This is a genomic window from Psychrobacter sp. 72-O-c (genome assembly GCF_904846605.1).
GTDB lineage: Bacteria > Pseudomonadota > Gammaproteobacteria > Pseudomonadales > Moraxellaceae > Psychrobacter.
Genome location: NZ_CAJHBI010000013.1, coordinates 56,525 through 80,513, shown reverse-complemented (window position 1 = coordinate 80,513; position 23,989 = coordinate 56,525). Strand labels below are relative to the sequence as shown.

The following is a 23,989-nucleotide window of genomic DNA, read 5'->3' as shown; positions in this document are numbered from 1 at the left end:
AATAAGGAGACGTTGGCGAGCTCTGGGGTTACTCTCGGTCTTCGAGAGTTTGCCAAAGTCATGATCTTTTAGGGTATATGTTGGTATAGTCATAGCTGAATTATACTATATATTATGGGTTTGGTATTAGTATGAGTTATGACGCGACAAATATAAAAGCCAAGTTTGACCTGTTCAACGAGCAGTGGTCGCCTAAGGTTATTGCAGAGATGAATGACTATCAGTTTAAAGTGGTCAAAGTGCAAGGCGAATTTGTTTGGCACGAGCATAAAGAGACTGATGAAGTTTTCATGGTACTCGAAGGTAGTCTTAGGATTGATTTTAGGGATGGTCATGTGAGTCTTGATGAAGGCGAGATGTATGTGGTCAAAAAAGGTATCGAGCACAAACCATTTGCCGAGAGTGAAGCTAAGATTCTAATTATCGAACCAAAAGGTGTTGTTAATACTGGAAACAAGGTAGGTGATAAAACAGCGGCAGATGATGTTTGGATTTAACTAAGTTGACCACTACAAGTAAGCCAAAGTTATAGGGTTTAAGGAAGGAGTTATCAAATCGCCATCCTTTTAATACTCTGTACGGGTATAGCTCTTTAGAAGCCCATCCCGAATTCTGTGTAACTACGATTTAGATTAAATGCTTGCTTAAACGGTCATTAAATATAATCATAAAATGATTTAATGCAGACGTCCAGTTATGAATCGGCATAGACCTACAGTAGGGTATAGAGTTTTGCCCATTACACCTAATTATTGATTCAAAAAGGAATTTACATTGTCGAATGATTTAGTAGCGATTACAAAGTATTTTCTTGAACTTGATGCCTTAAAGCTTATTAACCGTCGTACCTATATTGATGGTGGAGTGCGCCTCGAAAATTCTGCTGAACATTCATGGCATTTGGCTATGGCTTGTTGGTCAATTTCAAGAAGTTTTAGCCTTGATATCTCTGAAGAAAAATTACTGAAACTGGCACTAATCCATGACTTAGGTGAAATCGACGCTGGTGATACCTTTCTTTATGCCAGCGATAGAAGTACCGCGCATACCGCTGAGCGAGGAGGTGTTAAACGCTTAAGAAGCCACCCAGGCAATGCTGTTACTGAGCTTTCTGAATTGTGGGAAGAGCAAGAAACCGGCAATAGCTTAGAGACCAAGCTGCTTAAGGTAGTAGATAGAATGCTGCCTTTTCTACATAATATTTCTAGCGAAGGTAAAACTTGGCGAGAGCTCGGAATAAAAAAATCTCAAGTATCAACAGCACATGCATTCATTGCCGATGACTTTCCTGAAATCCACTCATGGATGCTTGATAACATTGAGATAGCGGTACAAGAAGGTTGGCTACAGAACTCTTGATAATTGTACTAACGACAATAAGAATTGGCTTAAGTATTTTATTCCTAGTTAGACGGCTGTTCATTTAATGCCTACAACAGAATAGCGTATAGTTTAAGGCTCAATATTGACAAATTTTATACGGTGACATTATGAACTCTTTAGAGCTTAAAGTTCCACCGCCGTTGCAAGTCCTCATTATAGGGGCTGTGATGTATGGGGTATCCAGAATATTTCCAGCATTGCAGTTTTCACTAATTGGGTCGGCTTGGCTGGGCGGTATTCTAACTATTGCAGGGTTGGGTATTGGTATTGCGGGAGTCACTGAGTTTAAAAAAGCCCAAACCACTGTTAATCCGCATGTGCCGCAGAATTCTACCAATCTAGTGACCAGCGGTATTTATCAATATACGCGCAATCCTATGTATGTGGGGCTGGTGCTTATTTTGTTAGGCTGGGCGCTGTATCTGTCTAACTTATTAGCGTTTGCTCTCATTCCCATTTTTATCAATTATATAAGTCACTTTCAAATTCAACCAGAAGAAAGGGTTATGGCGAAGAAGTTTGGTGATAAGTATCGAGCTTATGTAGCGCGTGTACGTCGTTGGATTTAAGAGCTAACAAAATTGTTTAAATATTAAAGTAAAGTATCTAGGTATTAAGAATTATCAAAGGATAAAAAATGCAACTCGAAATTAACGTTATTGACGCTTTCACGGATATCGTTTTTAAAGGCAATTCAGCAGCCGTTATCATCACAGATAGCTGGTTAAGCAATGATTTAATGCAGTCGATTGCTATGGAAAACAACCTATCTGAGACCGCCTTTTTAGTAGCGAATAAGTCAGATTCGTTAGATAACAAGGACCAGTCAGATAAAATAGCTACTTATCATATTCGCTGGTTCTCGCCACTTACTGAGATTGATTTTTGTGGTCATGCAACCTTAGCCTCTGCCTTTGTTTTGTTTAAAAAGAACCCAAATTTAGCAACGATTAAATTTTTAGCGAAAGCCGTTGGGATATTGTCAGTTGTGCAAATGGACGATGGCAAAATACAAATGGATTTTCCCAATACTAAGCCCGAGAAAATTGAAGATATTCCTGACAGTTTATTAGCGGGTTTGTCCATTGCTCCTGTTGAGGTCTACCGTAATTCTCAGGCTTACTTTGTTGTCTATCATTCTGCATCTGACGTTTTATCTGTGGTGCGTAATAATGAGATGCTTAAGCAGCTTGCGCCGCTAGATGTGGTGGTTACTTGCCAGTCTGAGTTAGGTGAATATGATGGTTACGATTTTATCTCAAGGTACTTTTGGCCAGCAAATGGCGGCGATGAAGATCCAGTGACGGGCTCAATTCATACGGGTTTGGCGCCACTTTGGGCAGAGCGTCTGAGTAAAAATGAATTGGTAGCGTATCAAGCTTCAAGTCGAGGCGGGGTACTTAACTGTGTCGTTGCAGGTGATAGAGTGCTGATTTCTGGTAACGCAATACAGTATCTTACTGGGTTTATTACTGTTTAGGAGTAAGTTGCTTTGCCTGAGTTAAAGACAGTTGGCCTTTTTATTCTCACTGCGCTAGCGGAAATTGTCGGCTGCTACTTACCTTATCTTTGGCTGCGAGAAGGTAAAACCATCTGGCTTCTGGTTCCAGGCGTGCTTAGTTTGGTGGCTTTTGTATGGCTACTGACACTGCATCCAACCGCTGTGGGTAGAGTTTATGCCGCCTATGGTGGGGTTTATGTCGCTATGGCAATTCTGTGGTTGTGGACTGTTAATGGCATTCGGCCAACCCTATGGGATATAGTAGGATCTGCGGTGGCGCTTTTAGGTATGGCTATTATTATGTTTGCGCCGCGTGGTACATAGCTTTACTGTCAAAAATAGCTAATAAATACGATTAGCGTGTTTAGGATTTTGATACTGAAAATAAACGGTGAGATTGTGATGTTGTAATAAATGATGAAGCTTATTATAAGATAACGGAACGTGCGGTGAGATCTAATCTAACGAGGTAGGTAATGGCCACCTTAAGCAACTGTGGTCAATCGTCTTTGGGTGGCCAGTCTTACTTAATGTTGTCCTAATATACTAGTGTTATCATCTTTCTTCGATTTTTTAGCCGCTTTCTTTTCTTTTGCGGTTAAAAGCGGCTTCTTTTTTACGTTCTTTTTACTGTCTTGACCTTTACTCATGATCACATTCCTTCTGAGGTAACCTATGAAACCTTTAAAGCTGGTTTGAGCCAACCTAAGGGCTTTTCTATGGTATTTTATTATAAGTGCTGTTTATTACTATGATATGCAGTTACTGTGCAGCATCGTTAATATTTAGCAAAATCAGTATAGCCTGAAGGTTGATTAATAGCTAGCTACTGCCCGTTAAATAGACGACAGCGTTGATAAGCGCTTACTTACGGATACATGGTAGTTTGCTATAATAGGCAATGAGCCGACTATTAGGTTCGGCAAAAAAATTATTGTTCTTACTATTAATTGCTATTTAGCAAGATCATGCTCACTACACGATAATGCTCACTATTTTGGTTGATTTATTATTATGCGTATCCGTAAACTTTTTAAATTTGAAAATGCTCATATCGTCCGCAACTGCAGCTCTGAGCGCTGCAAGCACTCCATTCATGGTCACAGCTATCAAATTGAGCTGATTCTTGAAGCAACCCGTTTAGACCACGGACAGATGGTCTATGATTTTGGTCTGTTAAAGTCCTCTATTAAAGACATTATTGACAGCTTTGATCATGCAATTTGTTTTTGGAATCAAGACGATCCTGAGTATGTCGCCGCTTGCAAAAAGTTCAGTGCCCGCTGGATTAGTTTGCCTGTATCTCCATCCGCTGAGCAGTTTTCTCGAGTGATATTTTTCTGGGCGCAGCAAATATTACAGCAAACCCAAATGCAAAATGGTGAAGCTGATGTCGCTGTATATTCGGTGATTGCTCACGAAACGGCAACCGGTTACGCGCAGTGCTTTGCCGATGATGTGGCGAATGATCAAATGGGTAAACTGGAGCTTGATGCCTTTGAATTTAGCTCGCAAGTCAGTAGTGAATGGCATGATCCAGAGCTGTATGCCAAACTGATTCGCGGTGAGCGTTTTGTTAATCCATCGGTGACTATGCAAGTTTCTACAAATGATGTAGGTACAGCCTAATGTCTGATGGTAATGAGCTCTCCAAAAATAACCAACAGTCGATAACGTTAACACTGCATTCAGAAAGCGATACTCAGCGTTTAGCAGAGCAGTTAGCCAATTTGTCGCTATCAGGTAGTGTATGGTTGGCAGGTGATTTGGGTGCGGGTAAAACAACTCTAACACGCTACTGGTTACAAGCTCTGGGTCACACGGGCGCGGTAAAAAGCCCAACCTATACTTTGGTAGAGCCATACCATATTCAGCAAAGTAATGGGACGGTTAAGCCTATTTATCATGCCGACTTGTACCGCCTACAAGATCCGGAAGAGCTGTCATTTATTGGTTTTGACGAGTATTTGGATGAGCCGAATGCACTGGTCATTATCGAATGGCCTAGCCGAGCTGATAGCTACCTGCCACCACCAACTTTGTTTATTGAGATGACTCAAGGTGACAGTGTTGAAGGTGATAAAGAATCACGGAAAGTTGAGCTAAGACTGTCACGAGCAGGACAAGCGCAAGGCTTAGATTTATCAACATTGAAAAATTAGTCTGTTGGTAAAAGCTAGTTTCTAATAACCGTTGGTTTTTAGAGTTATTAGTATTCAAAATTATTAGTAGCTAAAGAATAGTGCTTCAAAATATATATGACCTCCATAATGCCAGATAATAATAATTCTAATACCCGTATCACAAAACTATCACCGCTTTTGATTAATCAATTGGCAGCCGGTGAGGTAGTGACACGTCCGTCAGCTGTAGTCAAAGAGCTTTTGGAGAATGCAATTGATGCCGGTGCGTCCAGTATTGAAGTGCGGATTACCCAAGGCGGCATGGGTATGATTGAGGTCGTGGATAACGGTGTTGGCATTCATCCTGATGACATGGTGATGGCGGTTACTCGCCATGCGACCAGCAAAGTTGCTGATATTGCTAATTTGCATGGTATCAGTACGTTAGGATTTCGTGGTGAGGCGCTTGCAGCAACGGCAGCGGTTGCGCGTTTGACGCTGACCAGTAGTCATGATGACAGTGGCATTGGCCGTCAGCTACGAGTGGCTGGCGTGTTGGCTAATACGCCAACACTGACGCCTGTTGTGCATACTCAAGGTACAACGATTACAGTAAAAGATTTATACTTTAACGTACCGGCTCGGCGCGGTAACCTGAAGTCCATTGGTACTGAGTTTACTCATATTGAAACCATCGTTCGTGAGGTGGCATTGGCGCGCGCGGATGTGACACTAAGCCTTTATCATGATCAAAAAAAACGTTTAACATTATCATCAACTTCAATTGGCAGTCCAGTTGGCAACACAGTAGACAGTAACGATAGCTATCTACCATTATCGCGTCTTGAGCAAGCACTAGGGCTTTCATTAACTGATAATGCACTGGAAGTAATGGTAGATTTATCTAGCCTTTCACACGACTCGAATGCTTCAGCTGGCTATTCTGACAAACAAGCCACTATCAGCGGTTGGTTATGGCCTGTGATTACTAATCAGATCAATCAAACCTCGCAACCATCGTCGCCAAAACTGCTGTATGTGAATGGACGTTTGGTTAAAGAAGCGCTTATCAGCAACCAACTACGCCAGCTTGCAAGTAGTGCCCAGCTTGATGGTATTGGGTATGCGCTGTATTTTGAGCTACCCAACCATTGGCTTAACGTTAATGTGCATCCGACTAAGCAGCGTATTAAAATCAGCCCATTAAATAACATCATGGCGCATTTGAGTCATTTTATTAGTCTTAAACTTAAAAGTATTATTACAAGAACAAATACTAATATCCCGCAATCGTTAACCCGCGCAGCATCTTCAAAGCAAGAATCAAATCAAGATTCTTTATTCAAAAAGGCAAATTCACGCCAGCAAGTTCACGCGCCACAGTCTCAATATCAGCTATCAGACACCAATCAATCAACCAAAAAAAGATCAATAAAACTGTCAGATTTTAGTACTAATAATATATTGTCAGGCCAGCAAGTAGAAGCCGCCAACGTAACACCAGACGTTACTACCAATGCTAATAGCACCAATAGCAGTACCAATAACAACGCTATCACCGATACGGTTGTATCCACCTTTAACCATTCGTCTTTACCGTATTGTTTGGACGTTATTAGTGATTTATCGAAGAGTTTTCAAACTACTTCAGTTCCTATAACCGAGAGTAATAATCTATCACTATTGCCATGGCTGTTGTTTTATAGCCAAGGTCAATGTTTGCTCATCAATGAACAGCGTTGGCAACAAGTTTGGCTAGAGTTGTTTCAGGCTAAACCATATGCACATGTTTTAGATGAAAAGCCATTTTCTAAACAAAAGCTATCTAAGAAAAAAGATAAGCCAGTTAGCGCGGCTACAGTTAATCAGCAAATAAATAGCTATGCGAAGCAAATATCGGCTCAACAGTTAGCAGAATTTAAAGCCACCCTTGAACAAGCGCTGAGTAATAATGCTCATTCTATTATCAATACCGAGCAGCTACTCAAAGTCATGCTATTATCTGCGTCATCGTAAAATATCGTAAATTATCACACTTATTATGACTACCAGTACGATTATAAAAAGGCCAGTGTATGCAACCACTATCTGATAGCTTATCTCATACTTTGGCTGATAATAGTGTGGTGTGTTTGATGGCACCAACCGCTAGTGGCAAGACCGCCCTTGCTTATGAATTGTATGACACAGGGCGCTATGAGCTCATCTCGGTAGATTCGGCGCTGATATATCGAGATATGAATATCGGTACAGCCAAACCAACGTCTGCTGAGCTGCAACGTTATCCACATCATTTAGTGAATATCATTGATCCCATGCAGAGCTATAGTGTGGCCGAGTTTGTCAATGATGTTGCTCGTCTTATCGATGACTGCCATCAAAACGGTAAAATCCCGCTACTGGTGGGCGGTACTATGATGTATTACATGGCGCTACTTGATGGATTATCGCCTGTACCTGATAGTGACGATAGCGTGCGTGCACAGGTCGAACAATGGCGACAGGCTGAAGGTATCAGCGTCCTTTATGATTATCTGAGTAAGGTTGATACCATCACGCATCAGCGGCTAAAACCTAATGATACTCAGCGTATCACTCGAGCTGTTGAAGTGTACCTACAAACGGAGATACCAATTAGTGACTGGCAGCGTAAGCCCAAACGAGCATTGGCTCATAATCCTAAACAGCAGTGGCATGCGCTAACAGTAATGCCAGATCGTGCATGGCTACACGACCGTATTGCGCAACGGCTTGATATAATGTGGCAAGAGGAGCTGGTCGCTGAGGTTATTAGTCTACTTGAGCGTTATCCACTCACGCCAAATATGCCCTCAATGCGCTGCGTTGGTTACCGTCAGGTATTAGAATATCTTGTGCATACCGATCATCCGATATTTGAGCAGCCGCATTTGAATAAGGCGTTGTTTTATGCCACCTTTGAGCAATTTGATGAAACAAATTCTAGGCAAGGCCAGCAAAATAATACGCCAAAACAAACTGTACACCCACTGACGCCCAACAGTCAGACTGAGGCGCTTGCTTGTCATCAAATGCAGAATAAGGCATTATATGCTACAAGACAGCTGGCAAAACGTCAGTACACTTGGTTACGAAAATTGATCCAATTACCTAGTCTACTGTCAGAATCATCGATATTATCTGAGACATTTGACGATGTAAATAACACTGTAAATAGTAATATGAACAACAAGATAATGTTACAGTCCTTTACCACGATGACGCAGGCAAGAGACTACTTGTTTTAATAATTGTTTACACTAACGACTGTCTACGCTAATAACTATTTATATTAACCATTGTTTGTGGTTGAAGATTTTAAAGAGCAAAGAGTATTAGCGATAAATGCTTTTATGAAGAGATAAAAAAATGAATGACAATAAATTTCAAAGTGCAAGTCATATAGCTGTTATAATTTAAAATCGTTAAAATGCTAGTTTATACGGATCAATTGCTGCCATTATCAATTAGCGTAGATTGATGATTGTCAATAAAAACTATTATAGAAACAAGTGGTTACTTAATTATTTACAATAACAGGGTATTCACGATAAAGTAGATTTACTTAAGAAGATTCAGTGCTTATTTAGATACGTTCTATTAATAAAACTTACTATTGTATCTGCCACCAACCATTATAATTAAACCAGCACTTAAAATAACGATTATTCAAATAATTATACATATAATTTAGGAGAGATTTCATGTCAAAAGGACAAACCCTACAAGATCCGTTCTTGAATTCGCTGCGAAAAGATCGCATTCCTGTGTCTATTTTTTTAGTTAATGGTATTAAATTACAAGGTCAGATTGAATCATTTGACCAATACGTGGTACTACTCAAAAACACGGTTAGCCAAATGGTATATAAACATGCCATATCAACCGTTGTGCCAGCGCGTAACCCTCGTGGTAGCAGCACAACGACAGCAACAGGCAGCAGCACGCCAGCCCAAAGTACAAGTGCAGCCGGGTATCAAGGTGGTGGTATGAGCGGCGGTTTTGAGCGTGGTACCGGTAATGCTGATAGCGCTAGTGGCGGCTTCGAAGAGCGTGGCTTTGCATCTAATCGCAGTGGCTTTAATCGTGGCGGTTTCAGCCAGGGTCAGGATCGCGGCTTTGAAGGCGGTAGCTTTGGTCAAAACCAAGATCGTGGTTTTGAGCGCGGCGGTTTTGGCCAAGATCGTGGCTTTGATAGCTCGATAGACGATGCGAGCACTGAAGATAAACCAAAAGATGAGTCTAACGATAGCTAAATAATGAGAATTAAATAACGTCAGATAAATAAAGAGGTTATTTAATAAGCGCTTTACTTAAGCATCCATTATTAATGCATCATTTATTAAAGAAGGACCTGCTATTATAGTGGGTCTTTCTAATATGAGTAGCCGTATAATTAATGACTGCTGCTGCGCTGTTATAGATTTTGCGCTATATTATTAATGTTTACTATAATATAGTAAAATATGTCATTGATTCATTACAAACATTGAGCCGACCCATGATTGACCGTCCATGTAAGCTAACTCACGACCAATTTATCAGTACGGCTATTGACGCTATCAATACTGAAAAGGCAGCGCTGGCATTATTGATTGAACAAATAGATGATCGATTTGCGCAGGCCTGCGATATTATTTTGGCTTGTGAAGGTCGAGTCGTGGTGACAGGCATGGGTAAATCTGGGTTGATTGGCCGCAAGATAGCCGCCACCTTTGCTTCTACCGGAACGCCTTCTTTTTTTATGCATCCTGGTGAGGCGGGGCATGGCGATTTAGGGATGCTGGTAAAAGGCGATGTACTGCTTGCCATTTCAAACTCTGGTGAATCGGATGAAATTAAGATGCTGTTGCCAGTGGTTAAACGCTTGAGTATTCCGCTGATTAGTATCAGTCGTGATCAGCGCGGCATGCTACCCCGGGCGGCTGACATCGTGCTGACACTGGGTAAATCACAAGAAGCGTGTCCATTAAATCTAGCTCCCACCTCAAGTACCACTGCTACCTTGGCATTAGGAGACGCGCTGGCAGTTGCATTAGTACATGCCCGTGACTTTACCTCAGAGGACTTTGCCTTATCGCATCCTGCGGGTGCACTTGGGCGTCAGCTATTGACCCGAGTTGAAGATCTAATGCATACCACTGCAGAGAATTTGCCATTAATCAATCAGCAAGCCCCATTACGAGAAGCTTTGTTTATCATGTCCGCTGGACGTTTGGGCATGACGGTTGTGACCGATGAGGCAGAAAGAGTCATTGGTGTATTTACTGATGGTGACTTACGCCGAGGCCTTGAGAAGGGGATGGACCTTAAAACGCCGATGGGTGAGGTAATGGTTACTAATCCACGTCAAGTCAGTAAAACCATGCGTGCTTCTGATGCTCTAAGCGTAATGAACGAAAATGCTATCAGTCAGTTATTGGTCATCGATGAGCAGGGACGCTTAGAAGCTATTATTACTGTGCACGATTTACTAAAAGCGGGTGTAAAATAGACAAATAGCGTCAATCCCAACTCATAATCAACAATGCCTAAGAAACAGCCTTTAACAAGAGATATATTATGCAAGACTTAATAAAAAAAGCGGGCCAAGTAAAGCTGCTGGTTATGGATGTCGACGGTATTTTGTCAGATGGTCAGATTATCTATGATACTAACGGGGTAGAGACTAAAGCGTTTTCGGTACAAGATGGTGTGGGTGTGAAATCATTGGCACGTTATGGCATTTTAACGGCTATTATTACCGGTCGTAGCAGTCCTATGGTCAATAAGCGCGCCGCTGAGATGGGTGTGGATTATGTGGTACAAGATCGTGATGATAAGCTGATTGCTCTAAATGAGTTGCTCTCAACCCTTGACGTCACTGCCGCCGATTGTGCTTATATGGGTGATGATTTGCCTGATATTAAGGCGATGCAAAGCGTAGGCTTTGCGGCTACCGTGCCGAACGCGCATTCAGAGGTGATTAATCGTAGTGATATGGTCACCACGCGCGCAGGTGGCACTGGGGCAGTACGTGAAGTCTGTGATTTAATCCTAAAAGGTCATGGCCATTATCAAGAATTTATTGCGCACTATACGCTTGATGATGCGCAGACTAAAACCCTTAGCAATACTCAAGCCAACACACAGGATAACTTGTCGTGAATACGCGTGTTCTAATCGTCTTAGCTTTGATTATTGCTGGTATCGCCGGTTGGTTTTTTCAGCAGCAAGGGGAGATATCGCCGCCGGTCAATACAGAAGCCTCAGATGTTGATTATGAGGCCACAGATATTAAGGCGGTACAAACCAACGAACAAGGCGAGACCGAGTACGAGCTCAATGCTGAATCCTTAACGCACAATCCAGTAACCAATCAGGATGAGATGTCGGGTATTACCATGAACTGGGAGCCTTCAGATGAGCAACGCTACCTGATTCAGGCAGGCAGTGCCACCATCAATCAGCAAACGGGCGAGTTACGTTTGTCAGGTGGTTTCACTCTAATCAGTGAAGACAAAGCTGACAAGACATCAGACATTGAGCCCATCAAAGTGATTGGTCAAACGCTTAAAGGTAATACCAAGTCTCGACAAGTTTATAGTGAGGCGCCCGTCAAAGTTGAACAGGGTATGAACCGGTTTGAGGCTTCCAGTATGAAAGCCAATCTCGAAACGGGCGAATATGAATTTGGGCAGGTGGCAGTCACTTTTACCCCGGCTGAACGTCAGGATAAGGCGTTATTTTGATGGCTACAATGTTAATGATGTTCCAGATGTTCCTAATGCCTGTAAAGAATGCTTATAAAGAATTCCTATAAAAACAGATATTACGCTTTAATTTAAAGCTAGGCTTGAAGATAGCCGAGAGCATGAAGCTTGCAGACCCTATTACTAATTATAAAACGAGTAACTTCTTATGAAATTTAACTTTTTGCCTGCTTTGCGCTCACCATCTAACCGATCCATTCAACTACCGCAGGGTTTGCGTGCGCTGCCGATGGTAATGCTATTAGCCTTACCACTGTATAGTCATGCGCTGCCCTCAGATGCCAACCAGCAAATCAAACTGTTAGCAGATAAAGCGACTTATAGTGAAAGTACCGGTATTACTAGCTATTCTGGTACTGTGGTCATTACCCAAGGTACGTTCAAGATGACTGCTGATAATATTACGGTGAATTTATCACAGGGTCGCAGCATTAACTCAGCGGTAGCGACTGGACGTCCAGCAACCATGCAACAGGTCGTCACTCAAGAGAAAGGACTGGCTAAAGGGCAAGCCAATAAAATTGATTATAATGCGGTGACGGGCATCATTACTTTAACTGGTAATGCCAAACTGGTTCAAAATGGTGCGAGTTTTGCAGGTAATGTCATTCGCTATAGCTTAAAAGCAGGCGATGTAGAAGCCACTGCTGGCGGTAATCAGCGCGTTGAGCTGGTATTCCCACCTAGTAATAGTAACAGTCAAAGCAGCATTCGTTAGGCAACGAACATGAATATATAGGTATGCATCATTGCTTAAATTTTGTAATAGCATGGGTAAGTTATGAGTGATAATAAAAATATTGACCATTTAGCATCAACCAATAGTAATGCTGCCCCAGTCGCGCGTTTAACGATGCAAAATTTAGGTAAGCGCTATGGCAAACGCTGGGTTGTTAAGGATGTCTCATTCTCCGTTGAGCAAGGACAAGTCGTTGGGTTATTAGGTCCTAACGGTGCAGGCAAGACCACCAGCTTTTATATGGTAGTAGGTCTGGTCAACATGGATAAAGGCCGTGTCACTTTAGGTAAAATGGACCTATCCAAATATGCTATGCATGAGCGTGCGCGTGCCGGTATTGGCTATTTGCCACAAGAAGCCTCTATATTTCGCAAGTTGTCCATTGAAGATAATATCTTAGCTATCTTGCAGACTCGTACAGAACTGAGCGCCGCTGAGCAGCGTCAAGAGCTTGAAAAATTAATTGGTGAGTTCCATTTAGAGCATGTCCGTAATTCACTAGGTATGAGTGTCTCAGGTGGAGAGCGCCGCCGTTGTGAGATTGCGCGTGCCTTGGCAGCTGACCCTAAGTTTATTTTATTAGATGAGCCCTTTGCTGGGGTTGACCCTATCTCTGTTAATGATATTAAAGACGTGATTTTGGCTTTAAAAAATCGTGGCATTGGCGTACTAATTACGGATCATAATGTCCGCGATACGCTAGCTATTTGCGAAAAAGCTTATATTGTCTCAGAAGGCTCTATTATTGCTGAGGGCACATCGGAAGAAGTGTTAGGCAATGATTTGGTAAAAAGCGTTTACTTAGGTAAAGATTTTCAGGTGTAAGTTGTTGAGTTGATACCTAGCTTTGTTTTTCTGCATTTATTGAAACCAGTCTTGCCCAACGTGTTCTTATACTCAACATAACTAGCCTTCTTCACTATAGTTGTTTACCTTAAACAGTAATAACAACTGTCCTTACTATCAATTATTGGCCTCCCATAAACGGTTGTTTCTCTTAAGCTGTTGTCTTTTTATAAACCGCTACCTATGCAAGCGTAGCAATATTCTATTATTCATTTTTAATGGTTATCCTGAATAAGGCTCATATACTATGGCAAAAAATAAAAGTAGCTATGTCTGCCAGCACTGCGGTGCTCATTTTGGTAAGTGGGCCGGGCAGTGCTCTGATTGCGGCGAATGGAACAGTTTAGTTGAAGCGCCTAATGTCAGCATGCCGCATCATAATAAAAATACCGCTAAGCCTAATGCTGGTCGCGCAGCTCCTCGAAATGCAGATGGTAGCACCGCACCTGCGGGGAACTATTCTGGTACACACAGTGCGGTCATGCCGCTCAATGCGGTTAGCGTGTCGTTAGATGCGCGTATGTCGACAGGGATTGGTGAGTTTGATCGCGTGCTTGGTGGTGGATTAGTCGCGGGTTCTGTGGTGCTGATAGGCGGTGATCCGGGCATTGGCAAGTCAACCATATTGCTACAAACGGCCACTAATATGGCACGTGCTGATTCATTGGCAGGTAGCGCGCTCTACGTAACTGGTGAGGAATCACTCGCGCAGGTGGCTATGCGTGCTAGGCGTTTAGATCTGCCAGCAGATAGATTGCGAGTATTGGCTGAGACTAATGTAGAGACCATTTGTGCGGCATTAACCCAAGAGCAGCCTGCTATTGCTATTATTGACTCCATTCAGACCATCTATACGGATGCGATCAATTCAGCACCAGGAGGAGTTAGTCAAATTCGTGAGTCTGCTTCTATTCTGACTCGTTATGCCAAGCAAACGGGCACTGCGCTATTTTTAGTTGGTCATGTGACCAAAGAAGGTACGCTGGCCGGTCCACGCGTGCTCGAACATATGGTAGATGCTGTTTTGTACTTTGAAGGTCAGTCTGATTCACGTTTTCGTATGATTCGTGCGGTCAAAAATCGCTTTGGTGCGGTTAATGAGCTGGGTATTTTTGGTATGACCGATATGGGGCTCAAAGAAGTAGCCAATCCATCAGCTATATTTTTAAGTCGCTATGATAAACCCGTTGCTGGTTCCGTAGTGATGGTCAGCCGCGAAGGTACGCGTCCACTATTAGTCGAGGTACAAGCCTTAGTTGACGACTCACAAGGACAGCCAAGACGTATGGCGTTAGGTCTTGATTTTCAGCGGTTATCGATGCTGCTGGCTGTGATGCATCGTCACGGTGGTATCCATACCAGCGGACAAGATGTCTATGTGAATGTCGTTGGCGGGGTCAAGGTGATTGAAACCGGCTCTGATTTGGCTGTATTATTGGCTTGTGCTTCTAGTATTAAAGAAAAACCACTACCGTCTTCATTAGCAGTCTTTGGTGAAGTGGGTTTATCCGGTGAAATTCGCCCTGTCCCCAACGGACAAGAGCGACTAAAAGAGGCCATGAAGCATGGGTTCAAGCACGCTATCATTCCTAAGTCTAATGCGCCTGCCGCTAATGCTCCGCAGTTTAAAGGTATTAATGTGATTGCCGTAGAACGACTTGATGATGCTATCGAACGTGCGTTTGAATTATAGAAGATGGACGTCCATATTTGAATAATTATTGATAATCAGATCATCCAAATCTAAAAAAAGTGATTTACAGTTAAAAGATCAGGAATCAAAATAAAAAAGCGCCTAGCTAATAAGTTAGGCGCTTTTTTATTTTGATTCTGTGTAGACAGTTGATTCTTTAAAACTAGGGTCCTGAAACGCGTTCAATTGAGACGTTACCAACACCTTTGGCAGTCATCCCTAATTGCTTGGCAGCACCATAAGATAAATCCATCACACGGTTACCTGAGAACGGACCACGGTCATTAACCTTGACAACCACACTTTTACCATTTGTTTTATTGGTCACTTTAACATAACAGTTTAATGGTAGTGAACGGTGAGCCGCGGTTAAGGCATTCATATCGAAGGTATCACCGCTGGCCGTTTTGCGACCATGAAACTTACGACCATACCAAGAGGCTAAGCCCGTTTGCTTAAATTTGCTTACCGAATTAGACGCTACTGCAGTGAGACGTTCTAATACGTCTTCGTCGTTGGTTAATTGCGTAGTATCTTTGGCTAACAATGAACTGTTAAGTGCTAATGATGTTGGTTGACGGGCAGATTTAACCAAGCTTGACGCACTGTCATGCTGTCGGGTAAGCTCGCCAAGTACGCGATCTATATGGGAGGCGTTATCTTGAGACAACGTTGCAAGGGCGGTTTTTGTTTCTACTGCATTTGCATTAGAGGCTACTACAGAACCAGTAAATAAACATACTGACATTGCAAGTAAACCAGATAAACGCTTATTCATAAATACCTCTATAGCTTATACATTAAAACCTAATTCTAAGAATCTTAGGTTGAGCGTGGCAATATCAGATTAATCTAACGATGCCGCATACTCTAAAGCGTCTGACTCAATCCATTATTGTTTATAAATATTAGTAGTGAGTACTGGCTTTTATAGGTTTTAAAGTATGGTAAGTTTTTTATTTGGTTATCATAGGTTTGCAAACGGTAATAGGTACCAGCGAACGCTAATGACATGCTTAATGATAATTAACAATATTCGTATTATCAGCACTAGAGAATATTAACAAAATCAGTACTGGCAACACAATATGTTTATTTAATAGACAAACTATTTTAAATCACTAAATGGTTTAAATAGTGTTTCATTTAACTACTGTTAGTAAACTGTTAACTAAGTAGTGTATTTGAAAGCTTAAAATCTATCAGTTGCTAACTATACGGATAAGCTATAACCAAAATATAATTAAATGCTAACTTTCTTAGTGGCTATGTACGGATTATGTATCAAAGTACAGTTAAACGAGAATAACGCAAATGTTTGTAAAAAACAAGTATTAATATATTCCCAGTATGGCTTGACAGTAAGGACGCCATTAAGATGATAAAGCGTGACTATTAAATATATTAGTGTAACAATAACAAATACTTACGGGGATAATAACCTTGATATCACTATGATTTTTTTAAAATATTATTTAAAAAAGGTACAAACAAGCAATAATAATAAAATATTAAATTGGCTTAAATCATCTTATTTTAAGCTTTAGAATTCTTATTAATTCACCTTTACATATTGATATTTTACTTACTTCATTCGATTAATTTGCTGCTTTAAATGTTCTTATTTGATGACTTTTGGTTATGCTTCTCAGAAGCAAGAACCATTTCAGGCTTAGAGATAAAGTCATACTAAAGCTATCTTAAATCATTTTGAGTCTTAAAATGAACCGACTATATTCCTCACTATTTCTTGTTGACCTCGTTCATTAGTTATTAGATCAGAAGTGATAAATTATGGTCTATGGGTATGAATTGACATCAGCAAGCCAAATCCAGCCATCAAAGTCACGACCGCGGTGCCGCCATAACTAATAAACGGCAGAGGAACACCAACGACCGGCAGAATACCGCCGACCATGCCAACATTAACAAACACATAAACAAAGAATGACATGGCAATCGCGCCTGCCAGCAATCGGCTATAGGTATCGGGGTGAGTGAAGGCAATGTATAATGCGCGCGATAATAAGCAAGCATAAACGAACATCAGTAGCATGACACCAAATAGACCGAATTCTTCAGAGAAGGCCGCGATAATAAAGTCAGTATGTCCTTCAGGCAAAAAGTGTAGATGCGACTGCGTACCCTCTAGATAACCTTTACCAGTAAGACCGCCTGAACCTATAGCGGTTTTAGACTGAATAATATTCCAGCCAGCACCTTGAATATCAGCTTCTGGATTAAACAACGTCAGTACCCGTGTGCGCTGATAGTCATGTAATAGGAATTGCCAAGCAAAGGCTACAAAGGGTATTAATAGAGCCAGCGCACCTGAGATCATCCGCCATGACAGCCCCGCTAAGAACAACACAAAAATACCACTTGCTGCCACTAGCAGTGAGGTACCAAGATCAGGCTCTTTAGCAATTAGCAACACAGGAATAACGATAAGACCTAACGTTATTGCGACACTTGATAGCGACGGCGGTAGATCGCGCTTGGATAAAAACCACGCACACATCATCGGCATGCCAAGCTTCATAAATTCCGAGGGTTGCACACTGCCAAATCCTGGCAAATTAATCCAGCGCTGCGCGCCCATCCGTACCTCGCCAATAATGTCGACCAGTACCAACAGTACCAACCCTAAAACATAAAATACGGGGGTAAAAGTGCGATAAATACTGGGCGGCACTTGCGCCATAGCAAACATGACTGTAAACGCGACACCGTAACTGACTATCTGGCGGATGACCATACTGCTATCTTGAGACGAAGCACTGTATAAAATCGTCAAGCCAATACAGCAAATGGTTAGTAAGAGTAGGGTCAACCAAGGATCAATATGAATGCGCTGCCATAGCGTCGGTTCATGACGTTGACTAAAATGATGACTCTGGCGTGAAAATCGATACTGCGGGCTAGAAGACATAGGCAAAATAGGGCTGAAGAATGGTGTTAAAGAAAGGGTAGTGTTAAGAAAACAACCAGCTATAAATCAGTGGCAATAACACATTGATTTCAATAAATCATAACGAACAAAGTAACGTGATGGTAAGAAAGTAACATAAATATGAAAATAATAAGGATAAGTGTTACTAACAAACGTGTTGTGGCTTATTGAAGGCGATAGTTTAGCCTGCTTGTTCAAAATTTGATAGTATCGATAAAATGTTTTTATTGATAGTGGCACGCAATGATAAATGTAAAAAACTTTGTCCTTAGGCATAGTCATAACTCTGTTGATAAGACTGATAATAAGCTGCCAAAATCAGCATCGGTATTACCTTTGAATCCCCCTATTTCTGCTGCCATGAAGTTTGGCATTACATTACTTGTTTTTGCGAGTAGTGCCAGTAGCATCAGTGTTCATGCGGCTATCATAAGTGATAATAGCGAGCGCCGTATCGAAGTGCGTCATGGCAGTAGCAGCAGTAATAACAGTAGCAGCAGTAATGCTTATATCACGCCTTCAACTGCTTCAGCAAATCATAGCGCTGGCGTTACTATTCTAAATGGCGATAGTATGCAAGGGCTGATCCAACAAAAACAGCGTGAGTTTGAGTTCGACGCCAAGCTATCGATAGAAGAAAGTCAGCGCGTTAATACTAGTAGGCGCACGCCAAGTCATAACAGCACTTACAGCACTAGCAACAATACCTATAACAATTCTGCCAGCATCGATTTCAATACATGGCTTAATAGCAATAGCTACCGTAGCCAACAAGTCGCTAATTACCAGCGTTATCTCAGCTCACAGGTAGGTGCTCAAAATGTTCCGCCACTCTCTCAGCTGCTCACTACTGCCCGTAGCTGGGACAAATGCGGCTATGAGCCTTATCAGTTGCCACCGCAAGAGCTGTGGTCAAATGTCGTGCCCACATTACGGCTATATAGTGAATTAAAAAATCAAGGAATCCTACCGGCAAGTAGCGAGATTCGTTCAGTATATCGCAGTCCAGGACTCAATGACTGCGCGGGAGGGGCCAATGGAAGTAAACACATGACCGCAGGCGCTATAGATATCTGGGTGCCCGAATACGAAGCTAACTTATGGCAACTCAGTAACATGCAGGATGGGTTATGTCAGTTTTGGCAATACCAAGGCGAGTCTCGCAACTTTGGGCTTGGGCTCTATTCAACCGGTGCTATTCACTTAGATACTGACGGTTATCGGAAATGGGGCTTTAATCACACCAGTAGCAGCTCTGCTTGTCATTACTAACCCACACTAATATCCATGAAAATAAATCAAGTAATCTTATTAGAATGAGTCATAAAATTGACCTAAGAGTACTAAAAAGAGGTTTGGTAGGCTGATCAAAAAATTTATCCCAGTAGCACTGTACCGTTTCCAAATTGGACTAACTCTATCTTAGAGAATAGCCGCCTATCTATGTAAGCTGCTACTTATATGACTACTGTCTTTATATGACTACTGTTTTTTTAAAAGATTACTTATTAGGTTCTTTTTTCCAAGGATCGTCTTGTCCAACCGTTACAATCAAAAACTTATCTGGATCAAGGGTATCGCGCATGGTCTGGTTTACTCCTGATAACTGTACTTGGTCAATACGGCTGACATAATCGGTCAAGTAGCTGTCTGGCAATTGATAAAAATTCATCATTCCCAATAAACCATTAATCCCCACATTACTCGCAAAACTCATCGGAAAGCTATTCTTTAGATTGTCTGTCGTTAGGCGCATCTCAGCGCTAGTGATGCCATTATCCAAAGTGTCATTAATCACCTCTAAACTGGCGTCAATAGCCGCCTGTGCTTTATCGTTTCGTGTTGAAAAGCCAATTTGGTAAGGGCCGCGAGCCAGCATTGGACTCATGGAGCCTGAAATACCGTAGGTATAACCCAAGTTTTGGCGAATTTCGGTCATTAGGCGGGCGTTAAAATCACCACCTGCCAATACATCATTACCAACGGCAAAGTTAGTTTGTTGTTGCTGAGCCTTAGGATCAGTGGCGCGCTTACTACCCAATTGCCCCATTAATACCGTGGTTTGAGAACTGGGAAACGGAATATGGATATGTTGTGATTTATCGAGTGGCTTAGGCTCGGGCAAAACAGCTGCCGCCTGTCCCATAGACAAATTAACAGTAATATCTTCAGCAAGTTTTTTAGCTTGAATTAAAGTTAAATTGCCAGTCATTGCAAGAGAGGCGTTAGCAGCCACTAAATAGCGATTTTGAAAATCAATTAGATCTTTTCGTTCAATACTAGGCACACTTTCAAGCGTACCGGAAGAAGGGTGAGCGTAGGGGTGTTTACCATATAATGCTTGGTTGAAGGCAAGGCTAGCGAGGCTGCCGGGGTCCTGTTTTTGCTGCTGCAATCCAACCAACAAACGCGCTTTATTACGCGCGAGAATTTGCTGATCAAAGGACGGCTTAGTCAGCATTTGAGTCATCAAGTCAATAGCCGGCAGTAGATGTTCATCATCGGATAGGCTACGTAGTGAAACGATAAACATATCTTTATAAGCGCTGCTGTTTAGATTGATACCCAAAGTCTCAACTGCGCGAGTAAATTCATTTTCGTCTAAGCTTTGTGACCCTTGAGTGAGCATGGTAGCGGCCATATTGGCAATACCAAAGCCTTCTGAGCGTATATTACCATCACGGGCGCTACCAGCATTGAAGCGTAAATCTATATCGACAATAGGTAATGCTGCCGCGCGTACAAAAGACACTGGAACGCCCGCTGTGGTTTTAAAATGTTCAACATTCGGCACGGTCACTTGTAAAGGTTTGACGTTATCAAGGCTACTCAGTTTCGACAACGCTGCAATAGGTGCATTGGCATAGATGGCAGTTGTGGGCGCACGATTATCTGTCATAGCCGTGTCTGCGTAAGCGGGAACAGCCAACGTTGCTAAGCCTATAGCTATACCCATACTCATATAGGACAGCTGCTTAAATTTAGAAACTGTTGACCGTGTTGATTTTGGTATGTGGGCTAGAGCTGTTTTCTTTGTCGTGAATTTAGAAGTTTTATGAGTCATAACTGTCTTCTTATTAAAAAAGCGACTGGGCGTTAAATAGGTAACTAGTAATCAAGTATGAAGTGTAAAAAAAGCAGGTGATTCTCTTAGTTGTTTGACTCTACTTTGTCAGTTTTTACCTTGTCAGTTACTGTTTCATCTTTAGGCGGTACAATATGCATAACCGTCAGATTATCTTTTACTAAATATTTTTTGCTAGCGGCTTTGATATCAGCAATTGTTACCTTATCAAGTTTGGCAGGCAAAGAGGCAAGGAGTCGGTCATCAAGCCCGATAGATTGCAGTGAACCAATCATCTGTGCTTGCCCTTCCATACTGTCTTGAGCATAGATAAGTCCGGTGACAGTATTGGTCTTTGCGCGGCTGATTTCATCGGCTTCAATAGGGTCAGTGGCAAGCTTATTAATTTCAGTCATGATAGCCTGCTGCGCTTGTTCTAAGCTCACGCCTTCACGCGGTGTTGCTTGAATCAAAAACAACCCATCACCACGATCCAGTAAGTTATAAGACGTACCAACGGTAGTCAATAGTCCTTGGTCTCGTATTAATCTACTCTCTAGGCGTGCAGACAGACCACCATCTAACACGTCTTGCGCAAGCGATAAGGCGTAGGCTTGTTTTTCACCCTCTGCACCAGCGGTCAGTAAACTGGGTACGTTATAACCCATCAATAAGACCGGAACTTGTACCGCTTGCTCGGAGCTGACTTGCTTATAACCACGAAATCCTTGTTGGCTAACTGCTGGACGCTTTGGTAGTTTACTGGTAGATAAGTCGCCAAAGTAGCGTTTGACTTGCGTTAAGACCTCCTGTGGCTCAACATCACCCACAATAACTAAAGTGGCGTTATTCGGTGTGTACCAGGTTTTATACCAGTCTTTTAACTCTGCCAGTTTAATCGATTCAAGCTCTGCCATTGGTCCGATAACCGACTCGCCTTTAGGACTATCAGGTAAAGCTAACAAGCGAAACGATTCATAAGCCTTGGCAAGCGGATTATCGTCGGTACGTTGGCGGCGCTCTTCCATAACCACTTGATGCTCTTTGGTAAATTCTTTGGCATTAAAGATCAGGTTAGTCATACGATCCGCTTCTAATTCAAGCGCTAATGGCAGACGATTGGCCGGAAATAACTCGTAATAGCCCGTATAGTCGTAGCTGGTAAAGGCATTATTTACCCCGCCAAATTTAGCAATCAAGCGCTCATAGTCATCGCTTGATACATCGCTTGTACCTTTAAACATCATATGTTCAAGTAAATGCGAGATGCCTCCCTTATCAAGAGGTTCATCCGCCGAACCCACGCGATACCAAATCTGGGTCATCACGACTGGCGCGCGATGGTCTTCCTTCACGATAATTTTGAGACCATTATCCAGTTGAAATTCATGACGGCCTGACATATCTATAGCTAAGGCTGATTTATCAGTCGAATTTGATGCTTCTGACGCTGGCACGACTGATGTCATATCAGATTGTGCTGTTTGTTTAAAATTATTGGTTTGACAGGCGGTGAGGGTAGCGGTTGATGCTAAAGATAAAGCCAAAGTGCAAACGATGTGCAGGGTTCTAGATGATGACATGGTATTTCTACTTATAATAATGACGACTGAATAATGATGATTGAACATAGCAACTTTAAAATACGGCAACTTTAAAATATAGCAATAAGCTGTACTATAAAGAATTCTTTATATCAGAAATCAAAATGGCCGTTGGTTCAAGTGCTTGCAGTGTGCTACAACCTACCACCGAAAAAGATAAAGCAGCGATAATAAGCGCAAAGGTTATTTTAGTAGCTTTTCCATTTTTGACATCGTTCAATTGATATTTGCTCTTCAATAAACGTCTGCGTTTTGATAAGCGTGAATGCATTGAAGATGACATGATAAGGTCTACTTATATAAAATGATAATGGAATGTATTAATGCTAAAACGTACAATAATCAAATCTTAAAATAACCAAATCTTGAAATAAGAAGTGTCATAAAGATTTATGAGCACCGACTATGACGCTAGTAGTTGGCTTGAATTCTTGTGTGGTGCCACAGCCTGTTGCTGAAAACGCTAACGCAGCTATAATAAGTATTGTACTAACACCTATCCATTTTTTGGAGTTTGATTTTGATGCTTGACTGTTCGACGACTGATTGAGCAAATTAGATTGAATAATTAATGACATAAAAGTTCCTAGTAGAAGACTGTTGAAAAATACCACTGAATCATAACTTAACTTTGAATAAGAGCGGAATAAAAGCGGAGTAAGAGCCAAATAACGATTAGCAAACTGTAGCGAAGTTTAACGTATTAAAGGTCATAGTTTTGTGTGCAAATCTTAAGCCAAGCTTTCTTAAACGGTTTGTATCACTTATTCAACACTCTGTTATTAGGTTGAATGAGCGTAGTCTGAATTATGCTAAACTAGCACAAAATCATCTCTCATTCGGATGATACAGATAATGTCTTTATAACAAATAGTTTACTGAACAATAAACAGATTACTGACTTTGATAACTTTTAGGGCAAGCTTATGAATAATCCAAACAATAACAATCGCGTGGTCATCAATCTTGATGGTAGCCTTGATGATTTAGATGACGATGATATTACCTTACCCAGCATGCCGGCGCAATCTGTACCCATTATTGACGATTTTGAGCCCAAAGCGCCTTATGAAGAGCGCGATCTCGATAATAAAGAGGACAAAGCGGCAAATACAGATGTTTCAAGCGTAGATGGGGTAGAAAATATAGCCTTGGGTGCGCCGATTGTATCACCTGAAGTCAAAAATGAGACCGAAAGCACACCGCCTAGCGACAGTCCAGCGCCGAGCCAACCGAAGAATGAGACTGCGCAACCTGCTATACCAATAATGCCTCTACAAGCGCAATTGGGTGATAGTGGAAGCGCTCATTCT

The 23,989-nt window shown here is 41.8% G+C and carries 24 protein-coding genes; 17 read left to right on the top strand and 7 right to left on the bottom strand.

Features of this window, described 5'->3' with window-relative positions; translation table 11 throughout:
* Positions 1–131: 131 nt before the first annotated feature.
* The 5 genes from JMX97_RS06675 (at position 132) to JMX97_RS06655 (ending at position 3,208) form a co-directional block, all read left to right on the top strand.
* Complete coding sequence (locus JMX97_RS06675; RefSeq protein WP_201556358.1) at positions 132–497, top strand: cupin domain-containing protein; 366 nt, start codon at positions 132–134, stop codon at positions 495–497.
* A gap of 277 nt (positions 498–774) precedes the next feature.
* Complete coding sequence (locus JMX97_RS06670) at positions 775–1,359, top strand: HD domain-containing protein (RefSeq protein ID WP_201556357.1); 585 nt, start codon at positions 775–777, stop codon at positions 1,357–1,359.
* Between the two features lie 131 nt (positions 1,360–1,490).
* Entirely contained in the window at positions 1,491–1,952 is a 462-nt protein-coding gene (locus JMX97_RS06665) for a methyltransferase family protein (RefSeq protein ID WP_201556356.1), read from the top strand.
* 68 nt (positions 1,953–2,020) lie between these two features.
* Entirely contained in the window at positions 2,021–2,863 is an 843-nt protein-coding gene (locus tag JMX97_RS06660) for a PhzF family phenazine biosynthesis protein (RefSeq protein WP_201556355.1), read from the top strand.
* 12 nt (positions 2,864–2,875) lie between these two features.
* Complete coding sequence (locus JMX97_RS06655; protein ID WP_201556354.1) at positions 2,876–3,208, top strand: YnfA family protein; 333 nt, start codon at positions 2,876–2,878, stop codon at positions 3,206–3,208.
* A gap of 203 nt (positions 3,209–3,411) precedes the next feature.
* On the opposite strand, the gene JMX97_RS13885 is transcribed toward JMX97_RS06655, so the two are convergent.
* Positions 3,412–3,534: a hypothetical protein gene (locus JMX97_RS13885; RefSeq protein ID WP_265089439.1), complete on the bottom strand. Its 123-nt coding sequence runs from the start codon at positions 3,532–3,534 to the stop codon at positions 3,412–3,414.
* A gap of 364 nt (positions 3,535–3,898) precedes the next feature.
* On the opposite strand from JMX97_RS13885, the gene JMX97_RS06650 reads away from it, so the two are divergent.
* From JMX97_RS06650 to radA, 11 genes are all read left to right on the top strand, one after another.
* Positions 3,899–4,513, top strand: coding sequence for a 6-pyruvoyl trahydropterin synthase family protein (locus JMX97_RS06650; protein ID WP_201556353.1), 615 nt, complete (start codon positions 3,899–3,901; stop codon positions 4,511–4,513).
* Positions 4,513–5,046 (top strand): tRNA (adenosine(37)-N6)-threonylcarbamoyltransferase complex ATPase subunit type 1 TsaE, encoded by a 534-nt coding sequence (gene tsaE, locus JMX97_RS06645; RefSeq protein ID WP_201556352.1) that lies wholly within the window; start codon positions 4,513–4,515, stop codon positions 5,044–5,046. Before JMX97_RS06650 ends, tsaE begins: the two co-directional genes overlap by 1 nt.
* Before the next feature lie 108 nt (positions 5,047–5,154).
* Positions 5,155–7,023, top strand: a complete 1,869-nt coding sequence (gene mutL / locus JMX97_RS06640; protein WP_201556351.1) for a DNA mismatch repair endonuclease MutL — start codon at positions 5,155–5,157, stop codon at positions 7,021–7,023.
* 59 nt (positions 7,024–7,082) lie between these two features.
* Positions 7,083–8,273, top strand: a complete 1,191-nt coding sequence (miaA, locus tag JMX97_RS06635) for a tRNA (adenosine(37)-N6)-dimethylallyltransferase MiaA (protein ID WP_201556350.1) — start codon at positions 7,083–7,085, stop codon at positions 8,271–8,273.
* 456 nt (positions 8,274–8,729) lie between these two features.
* Positions 8,730–9,281: an RNA chaperone Hfq gene (gene hfq, locus JMX97_RS06630; protein ID WP_201556349.1), complete on the top strand. Its 552-nt coding sequence runs from the start codon at positions 8,730–8,732 to the stop codon at positions 9,279–9,281.
* A gap of 245 nt (positions 9,282–9,526) precedes the next feature.
* A complete protein-coding gene (locus JMX97_RS06625; protein WP_201556348.1) occupies positions 9,527–10,519 on the top strand; it encodes a KpsF/GutQ family sugar-phosphate isomerase in 993 nt (330 codons plus the stop codon).
* Positions 10,520–10,587: 68 nt separating this feature from the next.
* Complete coding sequence (locus JMX97_RS06620) at positions 10,588–11,172, top strand: KdsC family phosphatase (RefSeq protein ID WP_201556347.1); 585 nt, start codon at positions 10,588–10,590, stop codon at positions 11,170–11,172.
* The gene (gene lptC, locus JMX97_RS06615; RefSeq protein ID WP_201556346.1) at positions 11,169–11,756 is read left to right on the top strand and encodes an LPS export ABC transporter periplasmic protein LptC; all 588 of its coding nucleotides are present in this window, start codon (positions 11,169–11,171) and stop codon (positions 11,754–11,756) included. The genes JMX97_RS06620 and lptC overlap by 4 nt, the downstream gene beginning before the upstream one ends.
* 250 nt (positions 11,757–12,006) lie before the next feature.
* Positions 12,007–12,495, top strand: a complete 489-nt coding sequence (lptA, locus tag JMX97_RS06610; protein ID WP_201556367.1) for a lipopolysaccharide transport periplasmic protein LptA — start codon at positions 12,007–12,009, stop codon at positions 12,493–12,495.
* 63 nt (positions 12,496–12,558) lie between these two features.
* Positions 12,559–13,341: an LPS export ABC transporter ATP-binding protein gene (lptB, locus tag JMX97_RS06605; protein WP_201556345.1), complete on the top strand. Its 783-nt coding sequence runs from the start codon at positions 12,559–12,561 to the stop codon at positions 13,339–13,341.
* 268 nt (positions 13,342–13,609) lie between these two features.
* Positions 13,610–15,055, top strand: coding sequence for a DNA repair protein RadA (radA, locus tag JMX97_RS06600; RefSeq protein WP_201556344.1), 1,446 nt, complete (start codon positions 13,610–13,612; stop codon positions 15,053–15,055).
* Between the two features lie 163 nt (positions 15,056–15,218).
* Here the strand turns inward: radA and JMX97_RS06595 are convergent, their stop codons facing one another.
* On the bottom strand, positions 15,219–15,833 hold the full coding sequence (locus JMX97_RS06595; protein WP_201556343.1) for a septal ring lytic transglycosylase RlpA family protein: 615 nt from the start codon (positions 15,831–15,833) through the stop codon (positions 15,219–15,221).
* 1,014 nt (positions 15,834–16,847) lie between these two features.
* The gene (rodA, locus tag JMX97_RS06590; protein ID WP_201556366.1) at positions 16,848–17,987 is read right to left on the bottom strand and encodes a rod shape-determining protein RodA; all 1,140 of its coding nucleotides are present in this window, start codon (positions 17,985–17,987) and stop codon (positions 16,848–16,850) included.
* A 264-nt stretch (positions 17,988–18,251) separates the two neighbouring features.
* Here rodA and JMX97_RS06585 point away from each other — a divergent pair, with 264 nt between their 5' ends.
* Entirely contained in the window at positions 18,252–19,280 is a 1,029-nt protein-coding gene (locus JMX97_RS06585) for a D-Ala-D-Ala carboxypeptidase family metallohydrolase (RefSeq protein ID WP_227671483.1), read from the top strand.
* 229 nt (positions 19,281–19,509) lie between these two features.
* On the opposite strand, the gene JMX97_RS06580 is transcribed toward JMX97_RS06585, so the two are convergent.
* The 4 genes from JMX97_RS06580 to JMX97_RS06565 form a co-directional block, all read right to left on the bottom strand.
* Positions 19,510–20,970: a M16 family metallopeptidase gene (locus JMX97_RS06580; RefSeq protein WP_227671482.1), complete on the bottom strand. Its 1,461-nt coding sequence runs from the start codon at positions 20,968–20,970 to the stop codon at positions 19,510–19,512.
* A gap of 188 nt (positions 20,971–21,158) precedes the next feature.
* Positions 21,159–22,655 (bottom strand): M16 family metallopeptidase, encoded by a 1,497-nt coding sequence (locus JMX97_RS06575; protein ID WP_201556342.1) that lies wholly within the window; start codon positions 22,653–22,655, stop codon positions 21,159–21,161.
* Between the two features lie 94 nt (positions 22,656–22,749).
* Positions 22,750–22,959 carry a hypothetical protein gene (locus tag JMX97_RS06570; RefSeq protein ID WP_201556341.1) on the bottom strand — a complete coding sequence of 70 codons (210 nt, stop codon included), beginning with the start codon at positions 22,957–22,959 and terminating at the stop codon, positions 22,750–22,752.
* Between the two features lie 97 nt (positions 22,960–23,056).
* On the bottom strand, positions 23,057–23,254 hold the full coding sequence (locus JMX97_RS06565; RefSeq protein ID WP_201556340.1) for a hypothetical protein: 198 nt from the start codon (positions 23,252–23,254) through the stop codon (positions 23,057–23,059).
* Positions 23,255–23,989: the final 735 nt, after the last annotated feature.

Bases quoted from the DNA above. Each gene is read 5' to 3' on its own strand.
- JMX97_RS06675 (WP_201556358.1), top strand. From the start codon at position 132: ATGAGTTATGACGCGACAAATATAAAAGCCAAGTTTGACCTGTTCAAC.
- JMX97_RS06665 (WP_201556356.1), top strand. From the start codon at position 1,491: ATGAACTCTTTAGAGCTTAAAGTTCCACCGCCGTTGCAAGTCCTCATT.
- JMX97_RS06660 (WP_201556355.1), top strand. From the start codon at position 2,021: ATGCAACTCGAAATTAACGTTATTGACGCTTTCACGGATATCGTTTTT.
- JMX97_RS13885 (WP_265089439.1), bottom strand. From the start codon at position 3,534: ATGAGTAAAGGTCAAGACAGTAAAAAGAACGTAAAAAAGAAGCCGCTT.
- JMX97_RS06650 (WP_201556353.1), top strand. From the start codon at position 3,899: ATGCGTATCCGTAAACTTTTTAAATTTGAAAATGCTCATATCGTCCGC.
- tsaE (WP_201556352.1), top strand. From the start codon at position 4,513: ATGTCTGATGGTAATGAGCTCTCCAAAAATAACCAACAGTCGATAACG.
- mutL (WP_201556351.1), top strand. From the start codon at position 5,155: ATGCCAGATAATAATAATTCTAATACCCGTATCACAAAACTATCACCG.
- miaA (WP_201556350.1), top strand. From the start codon at position 7,083: ATGCAACCACTATCTGATAGCTTATCTCATACTTTGGCTGATAATAGT.
- hfq (WP_201556349.1), top strand. From the start codon at position 8,730: ATGTCAAAAGGACAAACCCTACAAGATCCGTTCTTGAATTCGCTGCGA.
- JMX97_RS06625 (WP_201556348.1), top strand. From the start codon at position 9,527: ATGATTGACCGTCCATGTAAGCTAACTCACGACCAATTTATCAGTACG.
- JMX97_RS06620 (WP_201556347.1), top strand. From the start codon at position 10,588: ATGCAAGACTTAATAAAAAAAGCGGGCCAAGTAAAGCTGCTGGTTATG.
- lptA (WP_201556367.1), top strand. From the start codon at position 12,007: ATGGTAATGCTATTAGCCTTACCACTGTATAGTCATGCGCTGCCCTCA.
- lptB (WP_201556345.1), top strand. From the start codon at position 12,559: ATGAGTGATAATAAAAATATTGACCATTTAGCATCAACCAATAGTAAT.
- radA (WP_201556344.1), top strand. From the start codon at position 13,610: ATGGCAAAAAATAAAAGTAGCTATGTCTGCCAGCACTGCGGTGCTCAT.
- JMX97_RS06595 (WP_201556343.1), bottom strand. From the start codon at position 15,833: ATGAATAAGCGTTTATCTGGTTTACTTGCAATGTCAGTATGTTTATTT.
- rodA (WP_201556366.1), bottom strand. From the start codon at position 17,987: ATGTCTTCTAGCCCGCAGTATCGATTTTCACGCCAGAGTCATCATTTT.
- JMX97_RS06585 (WP_227671483.1), top strand. From the start codon at position 18,252: ATGATAAATGTAAAAAACTTTGTCCTTAGGCATAGTCATAACTCTGTT.
- JMX97_RS06580 (WP_227671482.1), bottom strand. From the start codon at position 20,970: ATGAGTATGGGTATAGCTATAGGCTTAGCAACGTTGGCTGTTCCCGCT.
- JMX97_RS06575 (WP_201556342.1), bottom strand. From the start codon at position 22,655: ATGTCATCATCTAGAACCCTGCACATCGTTTGCACTTTGGCTTTATCT.
- JMX97_RS06570 (WP_201556341.1), bottom strand. From the start codon at position 22,959: ATGTCATCTTCAATGCATTCACGCTTATCAAAACGCAGACGTTTATTG.
- JMX97_RS06565 (WP_201556340.1), bottom strand. From the start codon at position 23,254: ATGTCATTAATTATTCAATCTAATTTGCTCAATCAGTCGTCGAACAGT.